This window comes from Isosphaeraceae bacterium EP7, assembly GCA_038400315.1.
In the GTDB taxonomy this organism is placed as follows: Bacteria; Planctomycetota; Planctomycetia; order Isosphaerales; family Isosphaeraceae; genus EP7.
The window spans coordinates 5,726,689-5,749,165 of sequence record CP151667.1 but is presented as its reverse complement, the minus strand read 5'-3'; the positions used below and the strand labels follow the sequence as shown (position 1 = coordinate 5,749,165).

The 22,477-nt window shown below is 67.1% G+C and carries 16 protein-coding genes; 8 read left to right on the top strand and 8 right to left on the bottom strand.

What is annotated here, in order from left to right:
• The first annotated feature begins 34 nt into the window (after positions 1-34).
• The 4 genes from EP7_RS22665 to EP7_RS22650 all read left to right on the top strand — a co-directional run bounded on the left by EP7_RS22665 (position 35) and on the right by EP7_RS22650 (position 8,795).
• The gene (locus EP7_RS22665; RefSeq protein ID WP_463524415.1) at positions 35-2,107 is read left to right on the top strand and encodes a vWA domain-containing protein; all 2,073 of its coding nucleotides are present in this window, start codon (positions 35-37) and stop codon (positions 2,105-2,107) included.
• A 10-nt stretch (positions 2,108-2,117) separates the two neighbouring features.
• Complete coding sequence (locus EP7_RS22660; protein ID WP_463524414.1) at positions 2,118-5,354, top strand: GAP1-M domain-containing protein; 3,237 nt, start codon at positions 2,118-2,120, stop codon at positions 5,352-5,354.
• Between the two features lie 121 nt (positions 5,355-5,475).
• A complete protein-coding gene (locus tag EP7_RS22655; RefSeq protein ID WP_463524413.1) occupies positions 5,476-6,471 on the top strand; it encodes an ROK family protein in 996 nt (331 codons plus the stop codon).
• Positions 6,472-6,491: 20 nt separating this feature from the next.
• On the top strand, positions 6,492-8,795 hold the full coding sequence (locus EP7_RS22650; RefSeq protein WP_463524412.1) for an alpha/beta hydrolase family protein: 2,304 nt from the start codon (positions 6,492-6,494) through the stop codon (positions 8,793-8,795).
• Between the two features lie 146 nt (positions 8,796-8,941).
• Here EP7_RS22650 and EP7_RS22645 read toward each other — a convergent pair whose 3' ends face one another.
• The 6 genes from EP7_RS22645 to EP7_RS22620 all read right to left on the bottom strand — a co-directional run bounded on the left by EP7_RS22645 (position 8,942) and on the right by EP7_RS22620 (position 12,877).
• Positions 8,942-9,163: a hypothetical protein gene (locus tag EP7_RS22645; RefSeq protein ID WP_463524411.1), complete on the bottom strand. Its 222-nt coding sequence runs from the start codon at positions 9,161-9,163 to the stop codon at positions 8,942-8,944.
• A gap of 412 nt (positions 9,164-9,575) precedes the next feature.
• The gene (locus EP7_RS22640) at positions 9,576-10,139 is read right to left on the bottom strand and encodes an REP-associated tyrosine transposase (protein ID WP_463524410.1); all 564 of its coding nucleotides are present in this window, start codon (positions 10,137-10,139) and stop codon (positions 9,576-9,578) included.
• Between the two features lie 80 nt (positions 10,140-10,219).
• Positions 10,220-10,648, bottom strand: coding sequence for a hypothetical protein (locus tag EP7_RS22635; RefSeq protein ID WP_463524409.1), 429 nt, complete (start codon positions 10,646-10,648; stop codon positions 10,220-10,222).
• Positions 10,649-10,932: 284 nt separating this feature from the next.
• Positions 10,933-11,472 carry a PEP-CTERM sorting domain-containing protein gene (locus EP7_RS22630; protein WP_463524408.1) on the bottom strand — a complete coding sequence of 180 codons (540 nt, stop codon included), beginning with the start codon at positions 11,470-11,472 and terminating at the stop codon, positions 10,933-10,935.
• Between the two features lie 371 nt (positions 11,473-11,843).
• Positions 11,844-12,368 carry a serine O-acetyltransferase gene (locus EP7_RS22625; protein WP_463524407.1) on the bottom strand — a complete coding sequence of 175 codons (525 nt, stop codon included), beginning with the start codon at positions 12,366-12,368 and terminating at the stop codon, positions 11,844-11,846.
• A gap of 125 nt (positions 12,369-12,493) precedes the next feature.
• Positions 12,494-12,877, bottom strand: coding sequence for a hypothetical protein (locus tag EP7_RS22620; protein WP_463524406.1), 384 nt, complete (start codon positions 12,875-12,877; stop codon positions 12,494-12,496).
• A 233-nt stretch (positions 12,878-13,110) separates the two neighbouring features.
• Here EP7_RS22620 and EP7_RS22615 point away from each other — a divergent pair, with 233 nt between their 5' ends.
• The gene (locus tag EP7_RS22615) at positions 13,111-16,824 is read left to right on the top strand and encodes a HEAT repeat domain-containing protein (protein ID WP_463524405.1); all 3,714 of its coding nucleotides are present in this window, start codon (positions 13,111-13,113) and stop codon (positions 16,822-16,824) included.
• A 61-nt stretch (positions 16,825-16,885) separates the two neighbouring features.
• Complete coding sequence (locus EP7_RS22610; protein WP_463524404.1) at positions 16,886-17,824, top strand: DUF1559 family PulG-like putative transporter; 939 nt, start codon at positions 16,886-16,888, stop codon at positions 17,822-17,824.
• A gap of 225 nt (positions 17,825-18,049) precedes the next feature.
• Here EP7_RS22610 and EP7_RS22605 read toward each other — a convergent pair whose 3' ends face one another.
• Positions 18,050-18,967: an amidohydrolase family protein gene (locus tag EP7_RS22605; RefSeq protein ID WP_463524403.1), complete on the bottom strand. Its 918-nt coding sequence runs from the start codon at positions 18,965-18,967 to the stop codon at positions 18,050-18,052.
• Between the two features lie 702 nt (positions 18,968-19,669).
• Between EP7_RS22605 and EP7_RS22600 the strand changes: the two genes are divergently transcribed.
• Positions 19,670-20,134, top strand: a complete 465-nt coding sequence (locus EP7_RS22600) for a GNAT family N-acetyltransferase (RefSeq protein ID WP_463524402.1) — start codon at positions 19,670-19,672, stop codon at positions 20,132-20,134.
• 27 nt (positions 20,135-20,161) lie between these two features.
• Here EP7_RS22600 and EP7_RS22595 read toward each other — a convergent pair whose 3' ends face one another.
• On the bottom strand, positions 20,162-20,722 hold the full coding sequence (locus EP7_RS22595; RefSeq protein WP_463524401.1) for a hypothetical protein: 561 nt from the start codon (positions 20,720-20,722) through the stop codon (positions 20,162-20,164).
• Between the two features lie 418 nt (positions 20,723-21,140).
• On the opposite strand from EP7_RS22595, the gene EP7_RS22590 reads away from it, so the two are divergent.
• On the top strand, positions 21,141-22,295 hold the full coding sequence (locus EP7_RS22590) for a hypothetical protein (RefSeq protein ID WP_463524400.1): 1,155 nt from the start codon (positions 21,141-21,143) through the stop codon (positions 22,293-22,295).
• The last annotated feature ends 182 nt before the right edge of the window (positions 22,296-22,477 follow it).

The following is a 22,477-nucleotide window of genomic DNA, read 5'->3' as shown; positions in this document are numbered from 1 at the left end:
CGTCCGACCCTCGCGCCTGGAATCATCGAAGCCCATGCCCGCGCTCTACCGGATGCCCGTTGTCTACCTCGTCACGCTGCTGGCCGTACTGGCCTGGGGCCTGCCGGGCTTGCTCGCGCGCCGGGTCGCGACGAGGCCGGCGGCATCGACGCCCGCCGTTTCCGCCGAGAAAACCGACGCGAGCTCGAAGCCGAAGCCCTTCGCGGTTGCGATACCGCCCGCCGACGGCATTCTCCGCACGGCCGACGGCCTGAGGCGCAAGGTGGTCATCAAGGACCTCGATGTCGTCTGTTCCAGCGACCCGGTGGCCGGCTACAAGGCGGGGCGCCCGCTCGATTATTTCTCGATCCATTTCGTCTACGGCGAGGCCAGCGCCAACGGCCGGCCGGTCATCCAGATCGGGCCCAGGGAAGGGCCCCCGCGCGGCTGGGTACCGGCGGATTCCGTCTTCGAGTGGGATACCCGCGTGATGGCCCGGCCCACCCCGCGTTCTGGCCGGGCTCCACTGGTCATCTACCGCGAGGAGCCCTGCCTGCTCGATGCCCTGGCCGGCCGAGACTGCCCGCGCCACGCCCCCAATCCCTGCCCAACCGAGGGCGAAGAAGACGCCGCTAGCCAGGCCGCCGCGACGCTCGGAATTCCGGTGCTCGCCACGAAGGTCGTTCCCCAGCAAGAAGGCCCGCCGAGGACCATCTATCAGGTTGCCAGCCTGGTGAGCGACCGGGCTCCGCCGCAGCCTCGCCCGCGAGAGGTTCCCGCCGACTTCTTGCCGGCCCTGAAGCGGACCTACGTCGCGTTCGCCGTCGACACGACCGCCTCGATGCAGGCGACCATCGACGCCGCGCGACGACTTGCCTCGGGCCTGGCCGACGAGACGCAGGGGCACGCCCGAGACGTGACGCTGCGCCTCGGTCTAGTCGAGTACCGCGACGCCGCCCCCGCCTTCGGCTTCAGGGCCCGTGTCGTCACCGAGTTCACCGATCCGCAGGGTTTCTTGAAGGCCCTCGAACAGATTGAGGCTGCAAGTCGCGGCGATGGTTCGGTCGACGAGGCGGTGATGGACGGCCTGGCGGTCGCCCTTCCCGCGGCCCCCGGCGAGACGGTGGGCACGCTCAGGCACCTCGACTGGCCCACGGGACGCGCCGGCGAGTTGGCCACCAAGATGCTCGTCCTGCTGGGCGACGCCCCCGACCACGAGCGTGGAACCGATCGCGCCGATGCCCTGGCGGCCCTGGCGAAGACCGCCGGGATCACGATCGCGGCGGTCGGCCTCGACCGGCCGGGCCAGCTCTCGCGCGACGAGAAAAATCGCCGCGAGGCCCAGTGGAACGCACTGGCCGCCGGCTCATTCCTGCCCGGCGACAAGGCCAACGGGTTCGCCCGGCCAATCGAGCCCGTCGTTATCGACCTGACCGATTCCGGCCGCCTGGAATCGACCCTCCAGGCGCTCATCGCCGACCGCGTCGAGCATGCCCGGACCCTGGCGGCGCTCGCCGCGGCCGAGGCCGAAGGGAAGCTTGCCGAATACGTCAACGCCCGCGGCTTGACGCTCGATAAGGTCGCTCCTGTGCTGGTTGACCTCCATCGGGGCGAACCCGACGCCGTGCCCAGGCCCGACCCTCGCCAGGGAGGTCGCAAGGCCCCTTCGGTCCGCAGAGGCTGGGTTGCTCAGACGATGGGAGAGGCCAGGCTCGTGACCCTGGATGTCCTGATGAGTCGAGACGAGCTGGACGACTTGATTCGCGAACTGGTCGCCTGGCAGAAGGCCGCCGCCTCGGCCCCGGCCGACCTCGTCGACCTGGCCCGCATCGGCGCCGCGGCGGCCGCTGGCGAGACGTCGTTTCTGGCCGCCGATCGGGGCGATCAGACATTCGCCGATGCCATCCAGATGCGCGGAGGCCTTCCCCCCGCCCGGCCCGATGGCCTGCTCGGACGCACGCAGTCGGAGCTGCTCCGCGCCGACGACGCCTACCTCGGGGCCCTCGATCGCAGGCTCCGATCGAGCATCGCCGCGCTCCTCCGCCGTCGCAATGACGCCGATTGGTCCGACCCTGCCCGCACCGTCGACGGCCTGGCCCCCGTCGCCTTCGACCTGATCGACTTCTGATTCCGACCCGATGCCGAGGACGGCCCCTTTGGAGCAGATCTACTACACCCAGTGCCCCACCGGTTACGGCCTGGGTGCCAGCGGCGGGTTCCAGATCAAGCGGAAGACCCCGGGATACCCCGTCGCGGGCGACTTCCGCCACCTGGCCTATCGCGCCTTTCTGCCGGGCACCCGCACCCTCGCCCCCGCCGTCCTGCGCTACCGCCGCGACGAGGAGTCCGGCACCGCCGAGGTCGCCTACCTCACTCCTCGCCCCTACGAGTACGAGACCGAGCGCGGCCTCTGGGGACGACCCGGTGGCCACTTCGCCCACGGCCTTCGCCTGGAACCCGAGGAGCTTGCCCGCCTGGACAACTGGCCCGCCGGCCTCCGCGAGGCCCGGATCTGGCGACGGGGAGACCCCGAGCCGAGCCTCGGTCGGGCGCCGGAACCGATCGAGCCTGGCCGCGGCGACCTGCTCCCCCCGGTTGAGCTCTCGCCGACGAACCCCTCCTTGCCGGCCCTCCTGGCCGCAACGGCAAGGGCCGTCCGCGAGGGGCGGACTCTCTTCCTGATCGATGAGCCCGACCACCTGGCCGACCGGATTGCCCTGCTCACCTGGGCGTTTCCGTCCCCTTTACGGCCCGACCTGACCTTCTCCACCTTCCATGAACGCCCCGAGGAACTACCCGGCCTCCGCCTTCAGGGGACCGCCCTCGCGGCCCGGCCCAATCGCCCGGCCTTGCTCTCGCTGGGGGCCATCGCCGACCTGACCGCCGGGACAATCGACCCGCCCGTCGAGGTCCCGCGCTGGGCCGAGACGCTGGCCGCCTGGTCAGTCCAGCCCGGCGGAGAAGCCAGGTCCGGCCTCGACCGCCGGGCCCGTTCCTGCCGCCTGCCAGAGACCACCGAAGACCGCTGGACCGACGCCTGGCTGGATGGGCTGGTCGGCGTCGAGTTGGCGTTGCAGTCCAACGAGCCGCCGACAGATGAGTGGGGCTGGCGTCGGATTGCCGAGCTCGCCGGCTGGTCCGCCCGCAACGGCCTCGGCAATGACTGGTCCGCCCGGCGCGGGGCCCCTTGGTGGCTCGCGGTCGTCGGGCGTGCACCACTGCCAGCCTCCGCGTTCGAGGCCTTCTCCGTCCATCTCAAGTTCCGTGGGGCATGGCCAGACCCCGCCGCCGCGTCCACCTGGGGCCGGGCCCTCGGCCTCGGCTTCGTGCAGTCGTCGACCGAGGAGCGTCGGTCGGCCATTCGTGTTGCCCTGGAGAAAGCCCCCGAGGCATGCAGGCCGGCGTTTGTTGGCGCTTTGGTCTCGTCCCTCCCGCCCGAGGCCGCAACACTCGATCGCCTCTGGCTGTCGAACTCGGGGCTCTGCGGCCGGGGCTTGCTCCTGCCGTTCGCCGCCCCCGATGCCCTGGCTTCGCTGGAGGCGGGCGACCTCGGCCCGCTCCGCACGCTACTCACCGAAGCGATCGAGAGCGAAGGAGCCCTCGTCGCCGTGCTCGACGCTCTCGCCGCCTGCTCGAAGCCTTCGGAGCTCGGTCCGCTCGCCTCGCATCTGGCCGGGACGTTCGACAAGGCCCACGGCCGCAACCTGCCCGACGTCGAGAACTGGCCCCTGGGCCGCGACGACGCCGCGACCTGGCTCCGCCCCTATTGGACCCGCGTCTTCCAGGCCGGCGAGGGCCGCGACGACTGGAGACTTCGACGCGACCGCGTCCCCGCACTCTTGCGTCCCGCCTTCGCCCGGGTTGTCCTCGGGGTTGCGGCGGAACTCGCGGCCCGCGAGCCCTTCCGGTGGGCCGTCGAGGAAGTCCTCCTCACCCTTCCCGCGTCCGACCGCCCTGTCGGCGAAGGTTGGGCCGATGCCTACCTCAGCCGATCGAGTCTCTATTCCCTCGTCGCCTCCCTGAGCCAGTTCAAGGACCGCGGCCTCCGCGCCTGGATCGATGCCGACCGCGACGACCTCGAACCCCGCTCACGCGAACGGTTCCGCAACGCCCAGTCGCTGCTTACCGCCCTGGCGAAACGACGCCCCGACGACCTGGCCGGCGTCGACCTGGCCGACGTCCAGCCCGAGGAGCGTGGGGCTTTGCTCGCGCTGCTGAAGCGTTACCTCGCCGGCGATTCGAACGACGCCTTCACGCCCCTCCTCGATCGCTGCGTCGTCGCCTGGCCGGGGGCCTTCGAGGCCGGCGCACCGGGCCTCGAAGGCCTGGCGAGGCCGCTTGCCGAGGCACTCGGCGACCCGACCCTGGGGTGGGAGGCCTGGCTTTCCAGGCTCTCGTGGCTGCTCGGACGGATCGGTCTGCATGCGCGGAACGAAGGGCTCGAATACGACGGGCTCGCCTCCGAGATCGTCGCGCTGGCCTCGAAGGGGGCGTCGCGGGCCAGGGGCCTTTTCCCCTGGCGCGAGATGCTCCTCCACGCCCAGGGGCACTGGCCTCTGCTCTATCGCGATATCCAGCGCCACCTGCGAGGCAAGTCGGCCGCCGAGGTGTTGGCCCTCTTCCTCGAATGGGACCACGCCTTGAACCAGGGGACCAATCTCCCCCGGTTCTGCGAGGTCTTCTTCAACGCCTGCGACCGGGCCTGCCCCGGCGCCGTGCTGGCCGCGCTGCTGGCGTCGAGGGCCGCCGAGATCAAGCCGTATGATCTGGCCTGGTGGGACCACCGCTCGTACCCCGATGCGAAGGATGACCTCCGCGATGCCTTCTCGCGACGCGCCCCGATGGCTCCGGTCGCCCTCGAATTGCTGGCACCCCTGCGCGAATGGCTCGTCCCCAGGATTTTCTCCGCCGACCCGCTCGCCAACCTCAGCCTCAGCCCCGAAGACGACGCCATCGCCCCCAGGTCCACTCAGCGCGACGAGTCTCGGCTCTCGGCCGGCGGCCTGGTGCGCTGGCGGTTCATCGAGGCGCTCACCGATCTGGAGCGCGAAGGCTCCGACCCGGGTTCGCGGCGCGAGACCCTCGGACGCTGGACGAAAACACTCCCAGCGGCCGGGCTGTCCGAGTTCGATCGCCGGGCCCTGGTGGCGCGCCTCGTTTACGGTGCCGACGCCTGGGGCGAGGTCCTGCTCGCCCGGCTCGCGTCCTGGCTGGTCCACGCCGGTGAGCGCGAATCGGCCTGGGTCGCCGACTGGCCGGGGCTGCTCCAGGGGGCTCCGGAGGTGACCGACGACCGCCGGCGTGATCGGCGCCCCCTGGTCCTTGACTTCGCCGCCGAGCTGACCCGGCGCATCGGCGACCTCCGCCCTCGTTGACCGCACCGCAACCCGATGGCGGGCACCGTCGCGGGCCCCATTCCTAAGAGTCCCTCCAATCGGTTAGGATCTCCGCTCGCCATCGGGCGTTGATGATCGATCTCCAGGGTCCGAGGCCGGGATGACTATGTCAGAGCTGGATGGCGGTCGGCCTGTTGTGGGCGTGGACCTGGGGGGGACCAAGGTCCTTGCCGGGGTTGTGGGCCCGGATCAGGCGATCTCAGGCCGATCCAAAAAGTCGACCCCGGCCAAGGACGGGGCAGATGCGATCCTCGCCGCCATCGAGTCGTGCGTCCGCGAGGCCGTCGCCGCGTCCGGGCTGACCCTCGACGACATCGCCGCCGTGGGCATCGGCTCGCCCGGCCCGCTCGACCCCAAAACCGGCGTGATCCACTTCAGCGCCAACATGAACGTCCGCGAGTTCCACCTCGGGCCGGGACTCTCCGCGGCGCTCGGCGGCCTCCCCGTCCTGCTCCAGAACGACGTGCGCGTGGGCGGCTATGGCGAGTTCAAGCTCGGCGCCGGCCGCGGCTACAACAGCCTCATCGGCGCCTTCGTCGGCACGGGCATCGGCGGCTGCCTGATCATGGACGGCAAGATCGTCGAGGGCTCCACCGGCAACGCCGGCGAGCTCGGCCACATGACCGTCAAGGCCGGCGGGCCCCGCTGCGGCTGCGGCCAGCGCGGCTGCATGGAGGCCCTGGCCAGCCGAACGGCCATCGCCCGCCGCATCGCCAAGTCGGTCCGCAACGGCCAGCCCAGCGTCTTCGGCAGCAAGATCGACCGCAAGTCGGGCAAGATCAAGAGCGGGGAGCTGGCCGCCGCCGTCCAGGCCAATGACCTCGTCGCCGTCCGGGCCGTCCAGCGGTCGGCGCACTACCTCGGGCTCGGCCTGGGCAGCCTGGTCAACGTCTTCGGTCCCGAGCTGGTCATCATCGGCGGCGGGGTCGTCGAGGCCCTGGGCGACCCCTACGTCGACCTCATCCGCCAGTCCGCCCGCCGTCAGATCCTGGTCGACCCCGAGATGAAGATCAAGTTCGTGGCCGCCGCCCTCGGCGACAACGCCGGCATCCTGGGCGCCTCCCTCATGGCCCGCGAGGCCTTCCTCTCGGCCTGAAAATCAATCGGAGATCATCGATGCGACACGTGCACGCGGGCGTCCTCCTCGCGGCGGTCCTGCTTTCAGGCGGGGCCGCCCGAGGCCAATCCCTGCCCGGGACCCTCCCCTGGGATCGCCCGGCCGACCCCGCCGCATCGATGGTCGCCGATCTCCACCTCTTCCTCGATGCCGAGACCCTGGCCAGCGTCGCCCGACGCCCCCGCCACTGGAACCGCGACCTCTCTTCCGACGCCGCCTACCTCGCCTCGGTCGCCCCCAACCGGGCCCGCCTCGAACACATCCTGGGGGCCACCGGCAAGCGAGTCTCGCCGGTCACGCTCGACGCGATCGTCCCCGACGCCGCCATCGCAACCGTACCCTCCGACGACCCCTTCCGCGTGCCCGTGATCGTCGTGCGCTGGTCGGTCTATCCCGGCTTCGAGGCCGAGGGTCTGCTCCTCAATCCCGCAGGCGAGCCCAAGGCCTGCGTCGTCCTGCTCGGGGATGCCGACGCTCGCCCGGAAGTCCCCGCCGGCCTCGCGCCCGGGACGCATGCATCCGGGGCTCCAATTTCCGCCCGCAGCCTGTGCGATGCCGGCTGCAGAGTCCTGATCCCCACCCTCGTCAGCCGGGCCTCCACCTTCTCCGGCAATCCCGCCGTGCGGATGACCAACCTCTCGCATCGCGAGTGGGTCTACCGGATGGCCTTCGAGGCCGGCCGACACATCCTCGGCTACGAGATCGACGAGGTGCGGGCCGCCGTCGACTGGCTTTCCGCGAAGCATCCGGGCCTTCCCATCGGCGTCGCCGGTCACGGGGAAGGGGGGCTCGTCGCGCTCGGGGCCTCCGCGCTCGACCCTCGGATCGCCGCCACCTGGGTCGCCGGCTCGTTCGGCCCCCGCGAAGGGAGCTGGGCCGAGCCCATCGACCGCAACGTCTGGGGCCTGCTCGACGAGTTCGGCGATGCCGAGATCGCCTCGCTCATCTATCCCCGCAAGCTCGTCATCGAGGCCAGCCGAGGGCCCGAGACGACCGGCCCCAATCCCCCGGTGAATGGCCTCAATGACGCGGCCTCGGGCCGCCTGACCTCCCCGGCCCGGTCGGCCGTCGACCGCGAGGCCGCCCGCATCGCCGGACTCATCCCCGCCCATACCACCGAATTTCCCGTCGTTCTCGGCGACGAAACCTCGACCTGGAGCTCCCAGGGCTTCTCCGCGTTCCTCCTCGCACTGACCGGTCAGACACTCGAATCTTCGAATTCCTTCCAGTACCCGCCGCGCCAGCTGACCGATCCCGACGCCCGGATGCAACGCATCGTCAACCAGATGGTCAGCTATACTCAGGGGCTCATTCGCACCTCGGAGCTTCGTCGCGACGCCTACTGGAATCAGGCCAATCGCAGCTCACCCGAAGCTTGGTCCGCCTCGACGAAGCCCTTCCGCGCGACCTTCCACGAAGAACTCATTGGCCGGTTCCCGCCCCCCTCCGAGCCCATCTCCGCCCGCACCAAGCAACTCGCCGACCGCCCCAACTGGACGGCCCATGCCGTCGAGATCCCCGTCTGGCCCGGCGTGAGCGCCTCGGGAGTCCTGCTCCTGCCCAAGGACCTGAAGCCGGGCGAGCGGCGCCCTGTCGTCGTCTGCCAGCACGGCCTGGAAGGGACTCCCGACCCGATTGTCGACCCGTCGATCAAGTCGGTCTACAACTCCTACGGAGCGCAGCTGGCCGACCGCGGCTACATCGTCTACGCCCCGCAGAACCCATACACCGGCCACGACACCTTCCGCACCCTCCAGCGCAAGGCCCAGCCCCTCAAGAAGACCCTCTTCTCGATCATCGCCGCCCAGCACCAGCAGACCCTGAACTGGCTGAAAACCCAGCCCAACGTCGACCCCGGCCGCATCGCCTTCTACGGACTCTCCTATGGTGGCAAGACCGCCATGCGAGTCCCCGCGATGCTCGAAGATTACTGCCTCTCCATCTGCTCGGCCGACTTCAACGAGTGGGCCGTCAAGACCACCAACATCGACCGCGCCTACTCCTACATGTACACCCTCGAGTACGACATGTACGAGTTCGCCCTGGCCGAGCGCTTCAACTACGCCGAGATGGCCGCCCTCATCGCCCCCCGCCCCTTCATGGTCGAGCGGGGCCACCAGGACGGAGTCGCCCCCGACGAGTGGATCGGCTACGAATACGCCAAGGTCAAGCGTCTCTACGACACCCTCGGCCTCTCCGATCGCACCGAGGTCGGCTACTTCAACGCCGGCCACCAGATCGACGGAAAGGCCACCTTCGCCTTCCTCGCCCGCCACCTCAACTGGCCGCGCGGGATGCCCTGATCGAGCCACGACCTCGCCGCCGCCTGACCGGGCTCCTCCCGCACTCCACTCGTCCCTGTGTGTCGTCGCCCCTCGGATCGATCAACGGTGGGGCGATCGTCGAGGGATAGGGATAACATCGCCAAGGCGGCAGGTGCCGAGAGATGTCAGGAGTGGGGAGGCCCTCCAGTGCCTTCTTGCTGCTCACGATACTGACGCATGATGCACAACAGCAGCAAATAGCCCAAGACCAGAAAGATGCCCGCGATCACGAGGCCATGAACGAAGAAGAACCCTCCCCACGTTTTCACGGCCAATGCGATAAAAACGCTAACGAATACCACGGCGAGCTTGATTGGCATCGAGAAATGGAAGCTGATGAATCTCACGATTGCGACTCTCCGAGGGCGGCCTTCACCGCATGATGAGTTACTCTACGGAGGACGAGGCAAGGTTTCCCTCACTCTCCAAATGAAGCGTCAAACTCCCATCCTCAAGACCCATCGACTTGGCTGGAAGTGGCCCATGATCGAAGCGGTGTGAAACGGGAAAAGAATCCCAAGTTATCCCGACAAAGGGTACGTAGCACTTCCGCTCACATAGGGTCCTCGGGGAAAGGACAAAGGCGGAGCGTGTCCGACTCGGTAGACCGCTTGCTTCGCCGCAACTTGGATGGGGACGCCGATCGATTCTGGGGATGATGGGGCGTGACGTCGTCTTGTTGCCAGTCTGGCATGACCCTGCGTCCCCCGGCAACTAACACATCAGTAAGGTAGGGTCCGCTGTGCGGACCGTCAGGTTTCACTCGCCGGTGCCCTCGATCGGTCGGCTACCGAAGGACAGGGGCTCCTCGGTGCGTCCCCAGTCGGCCGGGTAGGCGCCGAGTCTCACGAATCGGTGAAAGGAGCTATAGGGCCAGTCTTTCGGGGCGGAGACGAGTCCGTGTTTCACGGGGTTATCGTGGACATAGTTGTAGTGGCGTTCCAGGTCGCCTTCGTCCCCGATGGAATGCTCCCAGAAGCGCCGTTGCCACACCCCCCGTCGCCGGTTCTTGCGCCGCGATTCGCTAACCACCTCCTCGGCCCCACCGCCAGCCACCCAAGCCTTCGTGAACTCCTTCTTGATCCACGCCCAGCGCACGGAGTACGCGGTATCACCCCGCGGCAGGGACCAGACCGTGTGAAGGTGGTCAGGCAGCAGTACGATGGCCTCGACGCGGAACGGCCACCGGGATCGGCAGTTGAGAAACGCGCGCCGCAAATGGTCTCGCGCCGCAAGTTCCGCGAGGAACGGCGCGCGTCGCTCGGTGATCAGAGTGAAGAAGAACATCCCTCCCGGTACGTAAGCCCGGCGGTAGTTCGGCATCGCACCCGTGAACCTTTCGAGACAGCCCACACGAGACATACGGTCCGCACAGCGGACCCTACTTCTACTGCAGCGCGAGTTCAAGCCGGCTTCCCTGGGGGCCTTACACCCCAGTACGCGAGGCCGACCAACGTGCTCGCGAGCCAACACATCAGGCATACGCCGACGAAAACGACCCAGTTGGGGTCACTCCACTGTTGACTCAGCACGCCGAGCCCCAGGGCCATGGCCGGGCCGATCAGCAGGACCACAAGGACATCGGGGCGTCGGAACCATGCTGCCGACAGAGCGACCAGGGACAAGCACGAGTGGGCCACCCAGAAGGATACCGAGGCCTTGTTCAGGGCTTTGAAGGCGTCGGGCCGGCTGTCTCCCGCGAAGGTCGTTCGGAGGAAGGTCTCGGGGTCGCCTCGAGAAACGACGAATAGCCAGGAGAGGCCGATCCAGAGCAGGAGCATGCTACCTAGGATCACACTCTGCCAGAGAGATCGACGCACGGAAGATCGCATGACTAAACCTGATCCCCGTGTCAAGAAATTTTTACATCAACAATAGCTTAGAGAGTATACCTACAAAGAATACGTAGCGCTTACGCTCACAAAGGAGCCACGGGGAAAGGACAAAGGCGGATCGTATCCAACTCGGCAGATCCGCACCCCCGACATCGCGAGTTCATCGATCGAAGGTGCGGATTATCACCGAGCTACGCCAGGTTCATTCGTCTTGCAAGAATCCAAGTCGCGGTCGTGCGAGATTCAGAGATCAATCGGCGAGGCCGGGCTGTGTCGGAACGTCAGGAGAGGGCCGACTGCGGCTGAACGGGGCGCTTCCTCGCGCCCTTGACGAACAGAAAGGCCATCGCCAGTCCCAGGGTGAGCATGACCAACGCCGCGGGCTCCGGCACGGCCTGGGTCGAGATCGGGTTCACGGGTTCGTCGGGCTGCCCCTGGATCGTGATGGGGCGGGTCGGGGGCTTGTCCGTCAGGCCTGAGAGTTGCGGGGCGACGGTCGGCGGGACCTGGGCGATCGGGACTTCGAGCGTCTCGGAGTCGTGGGCCAGGTCGCCTCGGAGGAGGCGGATCAGGGCCCGACACTGGTGCAGGGCCGTGAAGAGCTGCGGATCTGCCTTGTACACGCGGGCGGCCGCGTCCAGCAGCGCCGTGTGCGGCAGGTCGCCGCCGTTCGACGACGCGAACGACTTGGCCTGCACGAGCTGTCCGACCAGCGACTTGTGGTCGAAGGCGATGAGTTCCCGGTCGCCCCGCCGGAGGTGGACCTCCCGGACGGTGAAGCTCAGGCGGGCGGCTTGTTGCTGCGGCTGATGGTGGGCCATGGATGAGTGACCAAAGGGGACTTTAGGAGGTTGAGGCGGCCTGACGAACTTTCTACGGTCGAATTCTTGTCTTCGGACGTTATGTCCAAAAAAAACATCGCCCGGATCGCCTTTAGTTTTTAGGCGGCTCTGCTCCCCCCGTGATCGCCGTCACGCAATCACTCACTCTAGTGGACCATACGCCGGCCTCGGTGCACACGGGCGTCCCGAAAGATCACCATAAACCCCGGAAAACTCGGGTCGGGTCTTGAAGGAGTGGCGGGGCCTCTTGCAAGGCGCGCGACCCCGTCAACGCACCCATCCGGACGCGATGGCTCAAACTCAGGCCTAATCATGTCGTGGTCCGAATTCTATCGGACCAGGTCGCGTCGTCAGCGCGGCGGGTCTGCGGCGTCGGCGAACTTGACAATTTTGGCGGGTATTCCGGCTGCGGTCGCCCCCTCGGGGACGTCGATCAGGACGACGGCATTGGCGCCGATCCGGGCATGATCGCCGATCGTCACACCGCCCAGGATCTTCGCCCCTGCGCCGACGTCGACATGCCCTCCCAGCGTCGGGAAGCCCGTCCTACGGCCCCCTCCGCCCAGCGTCACCTGCTGGAAGATCAGGCAGTTCGGCCCGATCACCGCCGCCGGATGGATCACGATGCCGTTTGGGTGAGGGATCAGCAGACCCCCCGAAATCCGCCCGTTCAGAGGGATCTCGGCGCCCGTGACGAAACTCCAGAATCGATAATTCCAGAGCCAGTAGACCGCAATCCAGCGGAGCGGTTTGCCCTTCACGATCCAATGATCGTGGCGGCGGATGGCCTTCATCAGCTGACGGCCGGGATCCCAGAAGGTCCGACAGCGCTCCCGAACCCAGTCGGGCGTCGTCGCGGAGATGAGATACTGCACGGAAAGCCCCGATCGAGCGTCCAATTGCTGAGCCCGCCCGACGCGGGAGAGCGGCGGAGCTGCTACCACGAACGGCCTCCCTATTTTCGAGGAGGCCGCATCACGTCAATACATGGCGCGGGCCATCAGGCTTTTGAGGCAGCGTCCCACTTCTGGAAGACGCGCTCGAGCGCGGCGATGGCCCGCTCCATCAGGTGCAGGTCTTCCGCATAGCCCGCGCCAACTTCCTGCGGCAGCCGTCTGGCCGTCATGGCGATCTGGTCGCGGCCGCCGAGCATCTGCGCGTGCAGGTAGTCCAGCGCCTCGCGATTGGCGGCGCCGGGGAGCTTCGCCGCGGCCTCGGCGATCCGCTCGTCCCAGGCTCGCAGCACGCCTTCCCAGTGCGGGCGCTCGTTGGTGTGCAACCTCCGGGGATAGCTGGGGTTGCGCCTCGGGTCGGCGGGCTGGACGGGCGCGATCTCGGTCGGCCCGGCGTTCGACAGGCTCGCGGGCAAGTTCTGCTGGGACAAGGGTCGGCTCCTCGATCGGATCGGCTCGGGACGGCTCGATGCCACGCGCCCGGTCGAGGCTCGCGCATCGCGTTGTGGGGCCCACCTCGGTTCGCTACAATTTTGCCGCAACGCCCCCCCGATCGCCAGGCCAAGACACGACATCCGCCCAATCCGATCCGACGGCGCCCAACGCCCACGCCCGGCACGAGGCCGCACGCATCCAGGACTTCGACATTCAGGGAGGAGCCTCCATGCTCGCAAGCCGCGCCGCCGGCCTCGTCGTCCTCGGCCTCTTCCTCAGCGCCCAAGCCCGCTCTGCCGACGTCCAGCCCCTGCCAGCCGTCGCCGAGGGCTGGAAGATCGAATTGATCGAGCAGGCCCCGCAGATCCTCTACCCCACCGCCGTCGTCGCGGCGCCCGACGGCACGGTCTACCTCGGGCAAGACCCGATGGACATGCCCGGCCCCCCCACACAGCCGATCGACTCGGTCGTCGCCATCAAAGGCGGTAAGGTCCGCCTCTTCGCCGACGGGCTCTGGAGCGTGATGGGCCTGGAATGGCTGGACAACACCCTTTATGTCGTCCACGCCCCGTTCCTCTCTGCGTTCAAGGACACCGACGGCGACGGCAAGGCCGACCAGCGGATCGACCTCGTCAAGGGCCTCGGGCCCCGGCTCCCGGGCTTCAGCGGGATCAACGACCACGTCGCCTCGGGGATCCGCCTGGGCATCGACGGCTACCTCTACATCGCCGTTGGCGACAAGGGGATTCCGAAGGCCACGGGAACCGACGGCGCGACCATCCAGCTCAAAGGGGGGGGCGTCGTCCGCGTCAGGCCCGATGGCACCGGTCTGGAGGTCGTTTCCACCGGCGAGCGCAACCCGCTCTCCGTGGCGCTTACCGCGACCAACGACATCTTCACGTACGGCAACGACGACGACAGCAAGAAGTGGCCCAACAGCCTGACCCACCACGTCGTCGGCGGCCACTACGGCTATCCGTATGAGTTCCTCAGCACCCCCTGGCGCAACCTCCCCATTGTCGCCGGCCAGCTCGGCGGATCGGGGGCGCAAGGCGTCTGCTACAACGAGGCCGGGCTCCCTGCTGCCTATCGGGGGAACCTCTTCTTCGCCGACTGGGGCGTGCAGACCGTCTTCCGCTACGAGATCGAGAAGACGGGCGGCACCTTTACGGTGAAGTCGAAGACCCCCCTCGTCACCAAGGGGGAGCTGGCCGATTTCCGACCCTTCTCCATGGCCGTCGCCGAGGACGGCCGGGGCTTCTACCTCGTCGACTGGGCCTACGCCGGCTGGCTCTCCGCCGACGTCAAGTCGGGCCGCCTCTACAAGCTGACCTACACCGGATCCGACGCGCCCTCCGCCGTCGCGACCCCCGCCGATGACCTCGCCGCCCTCGGCCACCCGGCGCTTTCCGTACGCCTGAAGGCCCAGGGCAAGCTTGCCGGATCGAAATCCGTCGCCCCGCTGATCAAGCTCCTCTTCTCGGATAAGCCCGCGACCGATCGCATCCACGCCCTCTGGTCCCTGGATGCGATTGGCACCCCCGACGCCCGCTCCGCTGCCCGCGCCGCCCTGGTCGACACCTCACCCGAGGTCCGCCTCCAGGCCGCTCGCAGTGCCGGCAACCGCCGCGATCGCGGGGCCGTCCCCTCGCTCATCAAGCTCCTGAAAGACCCCGACCCCGCCATTCGCGGCGAGGCCGCCATCGCCCTCGGCCGCACCGGCGATCCGGCCGCAATCCCCGCCCTCTTCGCCGCACTGTCCGAGCCCGACACCACGGCCGGCTGGTCCATCCGGGGTGCCTTGCGATCCCTGAAGACCTGGGATTCGGCCCCCTTGAAGGACGCGCTTCTCGACCCCAAACGCCGCGACCAGGCCATCCTCCTCGCCGATGAGCTCTGGACCTTGCCCGCCGTCGAGGGCCTCGCCGCGGCGCTCGTCCTCTCCAAGGACGCCCCGTTCCGCGACAAGATCGTCCGCACCCTGGCCGGCCTCTACCGGACTTATCCGGCCTGGACCGGCGCCTGGTTCGGCACAAACCCGCTGGCCGGCGAGTTTCCCGCCAAGACGGTCAACTGGGACACCCGCGCGATGACCGCCGTCATCAAGGGGCTCGCCCTGGGCATCGAGGACCCCGACCCCGCCGTCCGTCGCTCGGCCATCGCCGGGCTCGCCCTGACCGGCTCCGACGGCCTCCTCCCGCTTCGAGGCCGACTGGCCCGCGAGACCGACGACGCCAACCTCGCGGCCCTGGTCGGTGCGCTGGGCGCCCTGGCCGATCGGAGTTCGCTCCCCGTGCTGGCGAAGCTCCTCAACGACCCCCGCCGGTCCCTGCCCGTCCGGGCCTCGGCGCTCGACGCCCTGGCCTCACTCCCCGATCGCGCCGCGTCCAACGCCCGGATGACCCTGCTGTTTGATGAGGCCGCACCCGCGGTCCTGCGTGCCAAGGCCCTCGACGGCCTGGGCCGACAGGGTCTTCTGCCTGGAAATGACGTCCTCAGCTTCATCACCAGCGACGAGGTCCCGCTCCGCGCCTCGGCACTCGTCGTGCTGGCCGCCGTCCGCAAGAAGCCGCCGGGAACCTCCGAGGTCATCGTCGAGCGGCTCGCCGATCCCGACCCTCTCGTCCGCCGGGCCGCCATCGAGGCGTCCGCCCAGGCCCGCATCCGCGACGCCATCCCGGGCCTGCTCAAGCTGAGCAAGGGGCCCGAGCGTTCCGAGGCCCTGCTCGCCCTCTCCATCATGCCCGACCCCCGCGCCATCCCCCTCTTCCTCGATGCCCTGGCCGATCGCGACCCGCGCCTCAGACTCGCCGCCGAGGGAGCACTCGCCGCGGTGCGAGAGACGTCCCTCGACCAGATCGAGGCCGCCGCGCGGGGTGGGACGCTCCCCCCGACCGCCTCGCAGGCCGTCGACCGCCTGCTCCTTCGGTTCCGACCCATTGTCGACTGGCGCGTCATCGGCCCCTTCGCCCGCACCACCGCGCAGGTCTTCATCGGCGAGCCCTCCATCGACTTCGCCCACCATCACAGCGGCGTGGAAGGCCGCGACATCGCCTGGCAGGCCCGCGCCGGCGACCCCGCCACGGGCCGCGTCCTCATCGACGACTTCAAGGCGGGAGCCGGCGATAAAGGTGGCTTCGGCTACGACACCAACGGCTCGCCCGACCTCGCCTCCTTCGCCTATGCCGAGATCGAGTCAACCTCCGAACGCCCGGCCATCCTCCGCATTGGGTCCAGCGGCTCGTTGATCGTCACGCTCAACGAGCGTCCCGCCTTCAACTACAACAACTTCGCCGGCCGCCCCTATTCCCCGGGCTCCGACTCCGTCCGCGTCGACCTCAAGCGAGGCAAGAACCGCCTCCTCATGCGGACCCGCCAAGGGATCGGCCCCTGGGCCTTCAGCGTCCAGCTCTCCGACCCCTCCGACCGCCTGCTCGCCTCGGCGGGAGCCGGAACCACCCCGGCCGAGCGTCTCCGCTCCTTCGCCCTCTCCAACCCCGGCGACGCGAAGAAGGGCGAGGCCATCTTCTTCGAGCCCAAAGGGATCGGCTGCCTGAAGTGCCACGCCGCCGCTGGCAAAGGCACAGCCAACTTCGGCCCCGACCTCACCGGCCTCGCCGCCAAGTACGACAAGGCCGAGATCATCCGCTCCGTCCTCGAGCCCTCCGCCCGAATCGCCACCGGCTACCAGCCCGTCGTCCTCGCCCTCGCCGACGGCCAGGTCCTCTCCGGCCTCGTCCGCGCCGAGACCGACACCAACCTTGAAATCTCCGACGCCGAAGCCCGCATCCACACCCTCCCCAAATCCACCATCGAGGAGCGTCGAGTCGGAGACGTCTCCATCATGCCCGCCGGCCTCGCCGACACCCTCACCGCCGTCGAATTCGCCGACCTCGTCGAATACCTCCTGAGCCTCAAAGCCCCGCCCGCCGCAGCCCACTGACCGCGTGCCTCGGTCCTCCTCGCCTCAGGTCTTGCATACTCTCGAGACACGGAGGTTCCTGATGAGCGATCGTCGTCGCGGCTTCACCATGATCGAATTGCTTGTCGTCATCTCGATTGTGGCCCTTCTCATTGCACTCCTCATCCCAGCCGTGCAGTCGGCCAGGGAGTCGGCCAGGAACATGACTTGTACGAGCAACTTGAAGCAGATCGGAATCGCGCTCGCCTCCTACGAGGCGTCCTTCCGCACCCTCCCTCCCGCCAGCCTGGTGAACGGCTTCTCGATGCACTCGTCGTTGTTGAACTACATCGAGCAGGCGAATACCTTCAATTCCTTGAATTTCGCCAGGACCACCTACGATCGCTCGAATTCGACCTCCGAGAACACCAAGGTCGAGCTCTATGTCTGCCCCTCCGATGGGATGTCCTCCGCCTCCGCCGGCGGCCTGACGAACTATGTCGCGTGCGTCGGTTACGGCGCACAAACCAGGGACGATGACAACCATCGGAACAACGGGCCGTTTGCCTATATGGTCGAGGGCCCGATTTCCTTCTCGAGCGTTCGCGATGGTCTCTCGAACACAGTCGCGATGTCCGAGTGCCTGGTCTCGGCCCCTCGCGGCGAGGGTGGATCGGATCTCAAGCGAATCGTCTTCTCCACCCAAAAACTCACCGGTCTGGATGAGTTCGACGAGTTCACGGCCCGATGTCGTACCGAGACGGTTAGGGCGACCAATACGTTGAAGGGTCAATCCTGGATCGAAGGACAGCTGGCCAATACGCTCTACAATCACAATCTCGGGATCAATGAGCAAACCTGCACGAATGACGGCTATATCCAGGAAGGCGCCTGGACGGCGAGCAGCTACCATTCCGGCCGTGTGAATGCCCTATTCGTCGACGGGCACACGGCAGGTGCCAGGCAGGGCATCGCGTTGAACGTCTGGAGGGCGCTCTCGACCAGGAACGGCGGCGAAATTTTGAATTCCGGCGACTATTGATCGATCATGCCGAACTGTCCGTGCGACCCATCCTCGCGACGAGACGATGGATGGCGCCCCCAGCGGGGCGGCCTGTATGACGCATCAACCGACGCCCGAGGATCGTCGATCAACCTGACTTCAGTCGCAGATGCGGGTGTCCCATGCCAGCAGCGCGTCCGGCTTGTCGGCCGCCTTCGGATGGATTCTCCGGCGGCGCAACATCGCCGATGACCTACGGCAGAGTCAGGAGAAGTGAAGCCGGAACAGCCGGTTTGCATTCTCCCAGACCGCACTCCGGAAGATCTCGGGGGTCGCGAGTTTTTTCAGCAGGCCAAGGGTCTCGCGTGCGACGCACTTGCCGGCCAGCCTCGCTGCCTCGGGGTTGTTGTTCTGCGAGACGCCCGATCCCATGCCGTCTGCGCAACTGCAATCGCTGCCGAAGAGCAGCTTGGAGCGATGCCGCACGAGGAAGTCGGGCGTGAAATCAGGATCGCGCGAGAGTGCGTTGTTGCCGGAATTGGCCGACACGTCGGCGTAGAGGTTGGGGAAGTCGGACAGCCAGCGATCGGTCAGTCCGCCTCGCTTGATCGGCCCGGCCGGATAGCCTCGATCGGTCGGGACATCGGCGCTGATGTGGGCCCAGAAGAGGTCGCCGTGGCCGATGAACATTGTTTTCGGGTAGGCGCGGAGAATCTTGTCGAACTCGGGGTAGCCGGTGTTGTAAGGGATCTCTCCGGGGAAGTGGGGGAACGTCTGGATGTGCATCATCACCGGCGCCTTCATCTCGGCGGCGATGTCGTAGACGCGCCTCATCTCGGGCGAGTCCAGGGCCAGGTGATACTTCAACTCTCCGATGCTGACGGCCCCTCCCTTGAGCGCGTCGCGGAGGACCTTCTCCGCATCAGGCGCGGCGGGATCGGTGCTCACGGACCGCGCGAAGCGGCCCTTGCGGCGTTCCATCTCCTGCTTGGCCCTGCCCTGATCCCCGGCGCGCGTCAGGAGGACCGCGTGGGTGACGCCGCAGCCTTGCATGTGCGTGAAGCACGCGTCCGCGTCGCTCCGGAGGTGCAGGTGGGTATCGAGGACAGGGCCTCCCCAATCGGGCGCGGCCTCGGCGTGCAGGCTCGGGACGACGACGCCCGCGGCCAGCAGCGATTGCACAAACCGTCTTCGATCCATGGTTCTCCCCAATCGTGAAAAAGACCCTCAATCGGCCCGCCTCACGTCGATTCGTTCGATCCAAGGCGAACGGAGCGACGACTCACCGAGGACATCAGGGGAAAGAGAAGTCGCGGCAGAATCGCCCGATTTTGTCGCAACGTCGCCGTGGCGGTTCGATGGCAAGTCGTCTCGATCACTCGGGGCGGCGATTCAGCCCTGACTGCCGGGCGGCTTCGCGAAGAGCTGAAGATTCCCGCAATCATCGCACCGTCGAGCCGGTAGCTCCCAGCCGATCGTAAAAAATTTGCGGATGACCGAGGCGTCCTGGGGGGTGAAATTGAGGCCCTGCGCGCCGAGCATCCCCCAGGTGAAGCGCGACCCGCCGCACGTCGGGCAAGGGGAATCAGACTTCTCGTCCGACGTCATGGTCTGCACTCCGCATCCGATTGATCGGGGGATTTCGCCTGAATTTCGCGGCCAAGGGAATCTCCGCCAGGGCATTCGTCAACGAATCTCCGACATTGGAACGTGATCGTTGATCGACCCCACGTCGCAAAGCCGACCTCGGAGCCCTGCGCCTCGGGCCGCTGGCAATACCGGCAAACCACCTGGCCCGACGGGGAGGGGGGCTGCGAGGATGTTGTCGGGCGACGGCCAGAAGGGTCACGAAGCAGGATCTCTCGATCCGGGAGGAGAACCACCATGCCGCACATGGAACCACTCGACAACCCGACCCAGGCCGAATTCGAGGCCATCCTCGCGCCGCTCGACTCATTCAGCAGGGCGTCGGGCTTCGTCTGGAAGCCTGAGGGTTTGATTTTGGTGCTTCGCGACGACGCGGGGCAAATCGTCGGCGGGGCGATGGGGGAGACGAACTGGGGTTGGCTTCATGTGCGAATTCTGGCCGTCGCGGAAGAGTTGCGAGGGCAGGGGTGGGGAAGCCAACTGATGCTCGAGATGGAGCGACGGGCCGTGTCGCGGGGCTGTCATCACGCCTGGGTTGATACGTTCAGTTTCCAGGCTCGGCCGTTCTATGAGGGGCTCGGATACAAGGTGTTTGGGACCTTGCCGGACTACCCGATCGGGGAGTCTCGATTCTTCCTGTCGAAGACACTCTCAGTCGCCGACGATTCGAGTGACTTTATTGGCAAAGAGAAGCGATCTTGATAGTCGAGACCATCGTCGAGTGTCTGGTTACCGGAGCTTAGGGAGTTCATGGCGAGACCAGAGCTCGATTCGATCGCTCGTAGCCACGACGAGGCTCAGGCCCGTCTCCGAGAAGCCGAAGGCACGTAGCCCGAGGTCCTCAGCAATCCTCATGCATCCCTTGGTGTGTCCCTCATACATGACCGCCGATCCGGGGGGATCGAGAACAATTGACTCCAAGGGCCAATCCGGCGCGATCCGGGTGACCCCCCAACCGTCGTCGGTGCAGCCCGACAAGCCTCCCCCATGCAGCCCCGCCAAGCGGATTAATTGATCGTTGAGGGGACCGATCCCCGAGGCGGTGAGCCTGACCTCGTCGTACCAGCCGTCGTCCGGCGGGGTCGGATCGTGTGCGATGCGTTCTCCGGTTCTGCCCTCGAACAGGCCCCTGCCTTGTGACGACACCACCAACAGCAGATCCGACCGACTGGCGAAGCCCACCTCGGTCAGACCGCCGACGGCATGGGCGGTCACTTGCCGCCATGGCGCCGGGGCCTGACCAAACGGGACACGCCGTAAACGGGCTAGCAATTCCTCTGGGAAGCTCATCTGACGGCTCCGGCTGACGGCCGCACGAGGTCGTGCCCCAATTTGGACCCGAGCCGTTAAACATCGGCGTACAGCTCATGGAGCTGACAGGCTTTGACACCGGTTCAGTTTGTCAACTTCTTCCTCGGTGCCCAGTTCGATATCCGTCACGAGAACTTTACGCGACGAGCCGCGTCAACTGCGACACCATAGCGACCAGTGAACTGGTCATCATGGAGATTGTTGGATCTGGCGGACGTGGTCTATCGGGCATGTTTCGCGATCATTTGGAAAATTTCCAAGAAAGTAGGGAGGGCACGGCCGTTTTTTCAGATTGTTCTTGATAGGGGCCTCGATTGCGCGACGTCGCGCAGGAGGGGCCATCGCCATGCCGGCGACATCTTGAACCGACCGACTTTGAGAGGCGCGACGACGCACCATGGATACTCCGACCACGAGCCAGAAGCGGATTGACGCCAACCGCCGCAATGCGATGCGCAGCACCGGGCCCCGGACGGTCGAGGGGAAGGAGAAGTCTCGGCGGAATAGCCTGGTTCATGGGCTGGCGGGGGCGGGGGTTGTGCTGCCTCAGGACCAGGAGCAGGCAGTTCGGGAGCGGGCCGAGCAGTGGAATTCGTCGCTGCGGCCGATGAACGCGTTCGAGATGAGCCTGGTCGAGACGATCGCCGTCGAATCGCTGCGCATCGAGCGTTGCCGTGTTGAAGAGCGGCTCGCTCGCGACAATCGAGGCCGCCGCGCCGTCAGTTGCTGGGGCGATGAGCGGAAGGCCGAGACGGCCAGGATTGCTCGTGGTCTGGAACGCCGGCCGGCGGAGGTTGCGGCCAGGCTCAGCATCAACGCACCAGGCTGTGACTGGATGATCGACCGCTGGCGGGCTCTGGGCCATGCCCTGGATAAGAATGGGACGTGGACCGATGAACAAGTGACGCTCGCGCTGGACCTGCTCGGCGTCGATCACACGCTGCGTGAATTGCACACGCCGCTCGATCCCGCCGATGATTCCAGCACGCTCGACCATCGCCAGGAGTTGATCGACGACCAGCTCGAACGGCTGCTCGACCGCAAGGATTCGAGCCTCGACGACATCGAGGAGGACGAGCGCCAGGCGACGATCCTGGGATTCTCGACGGGCGACGACCGCGTTCTCGTCCTGCTGCGTCGCTACGAGACCGCCAGCTTCCGCCGCATGAAGTGGGCGCTCGACCTGATGCACAAGGGGCGATCCCGGCCCAACAATCCCGTCCCCGACCCCAAGTGGGACGACAACGCCCCCGCCTCGCGGAGCCCATACCCGACCCGCGAGGAGATCGAGAAATACCAGCTCCGCAAGGAACAGGCCGAGGCAGAACGAAGCCAGCCCGCCCACGCATCGGCCCGGGTGAAGGTCATCCCGACCCACCCGCGACTCGCCGACCTTTTGCAGAACGAACCCAACGCGAAGGTCGCCAGGGCTGTACCCTCGACGCCCAGGTCGCGGGTCGAGGCCCGGCAGATTGCCAATCGCAACGCCCGATTGCTCCGCGAGCTAAGCCAGACGCGTCGGAATCGTCCGTCGCAAGCTGTCGCCGTATGATCCGGCCTGATCGGTAAGCCACCGGCCGCAAGCCCGCGCGCATTGCGCGTGGAGCCGGCCTCTTCATGTCATGTCAGCCGGTCGGGGACCGCTCCGGTTCCCTTGACGGTCGGCGGGCGGACCTCCAGGTCGTCCGATCGAGGTTGCTTCTGCCGTTAGCCAATCTGTTGATGCGTTACGGT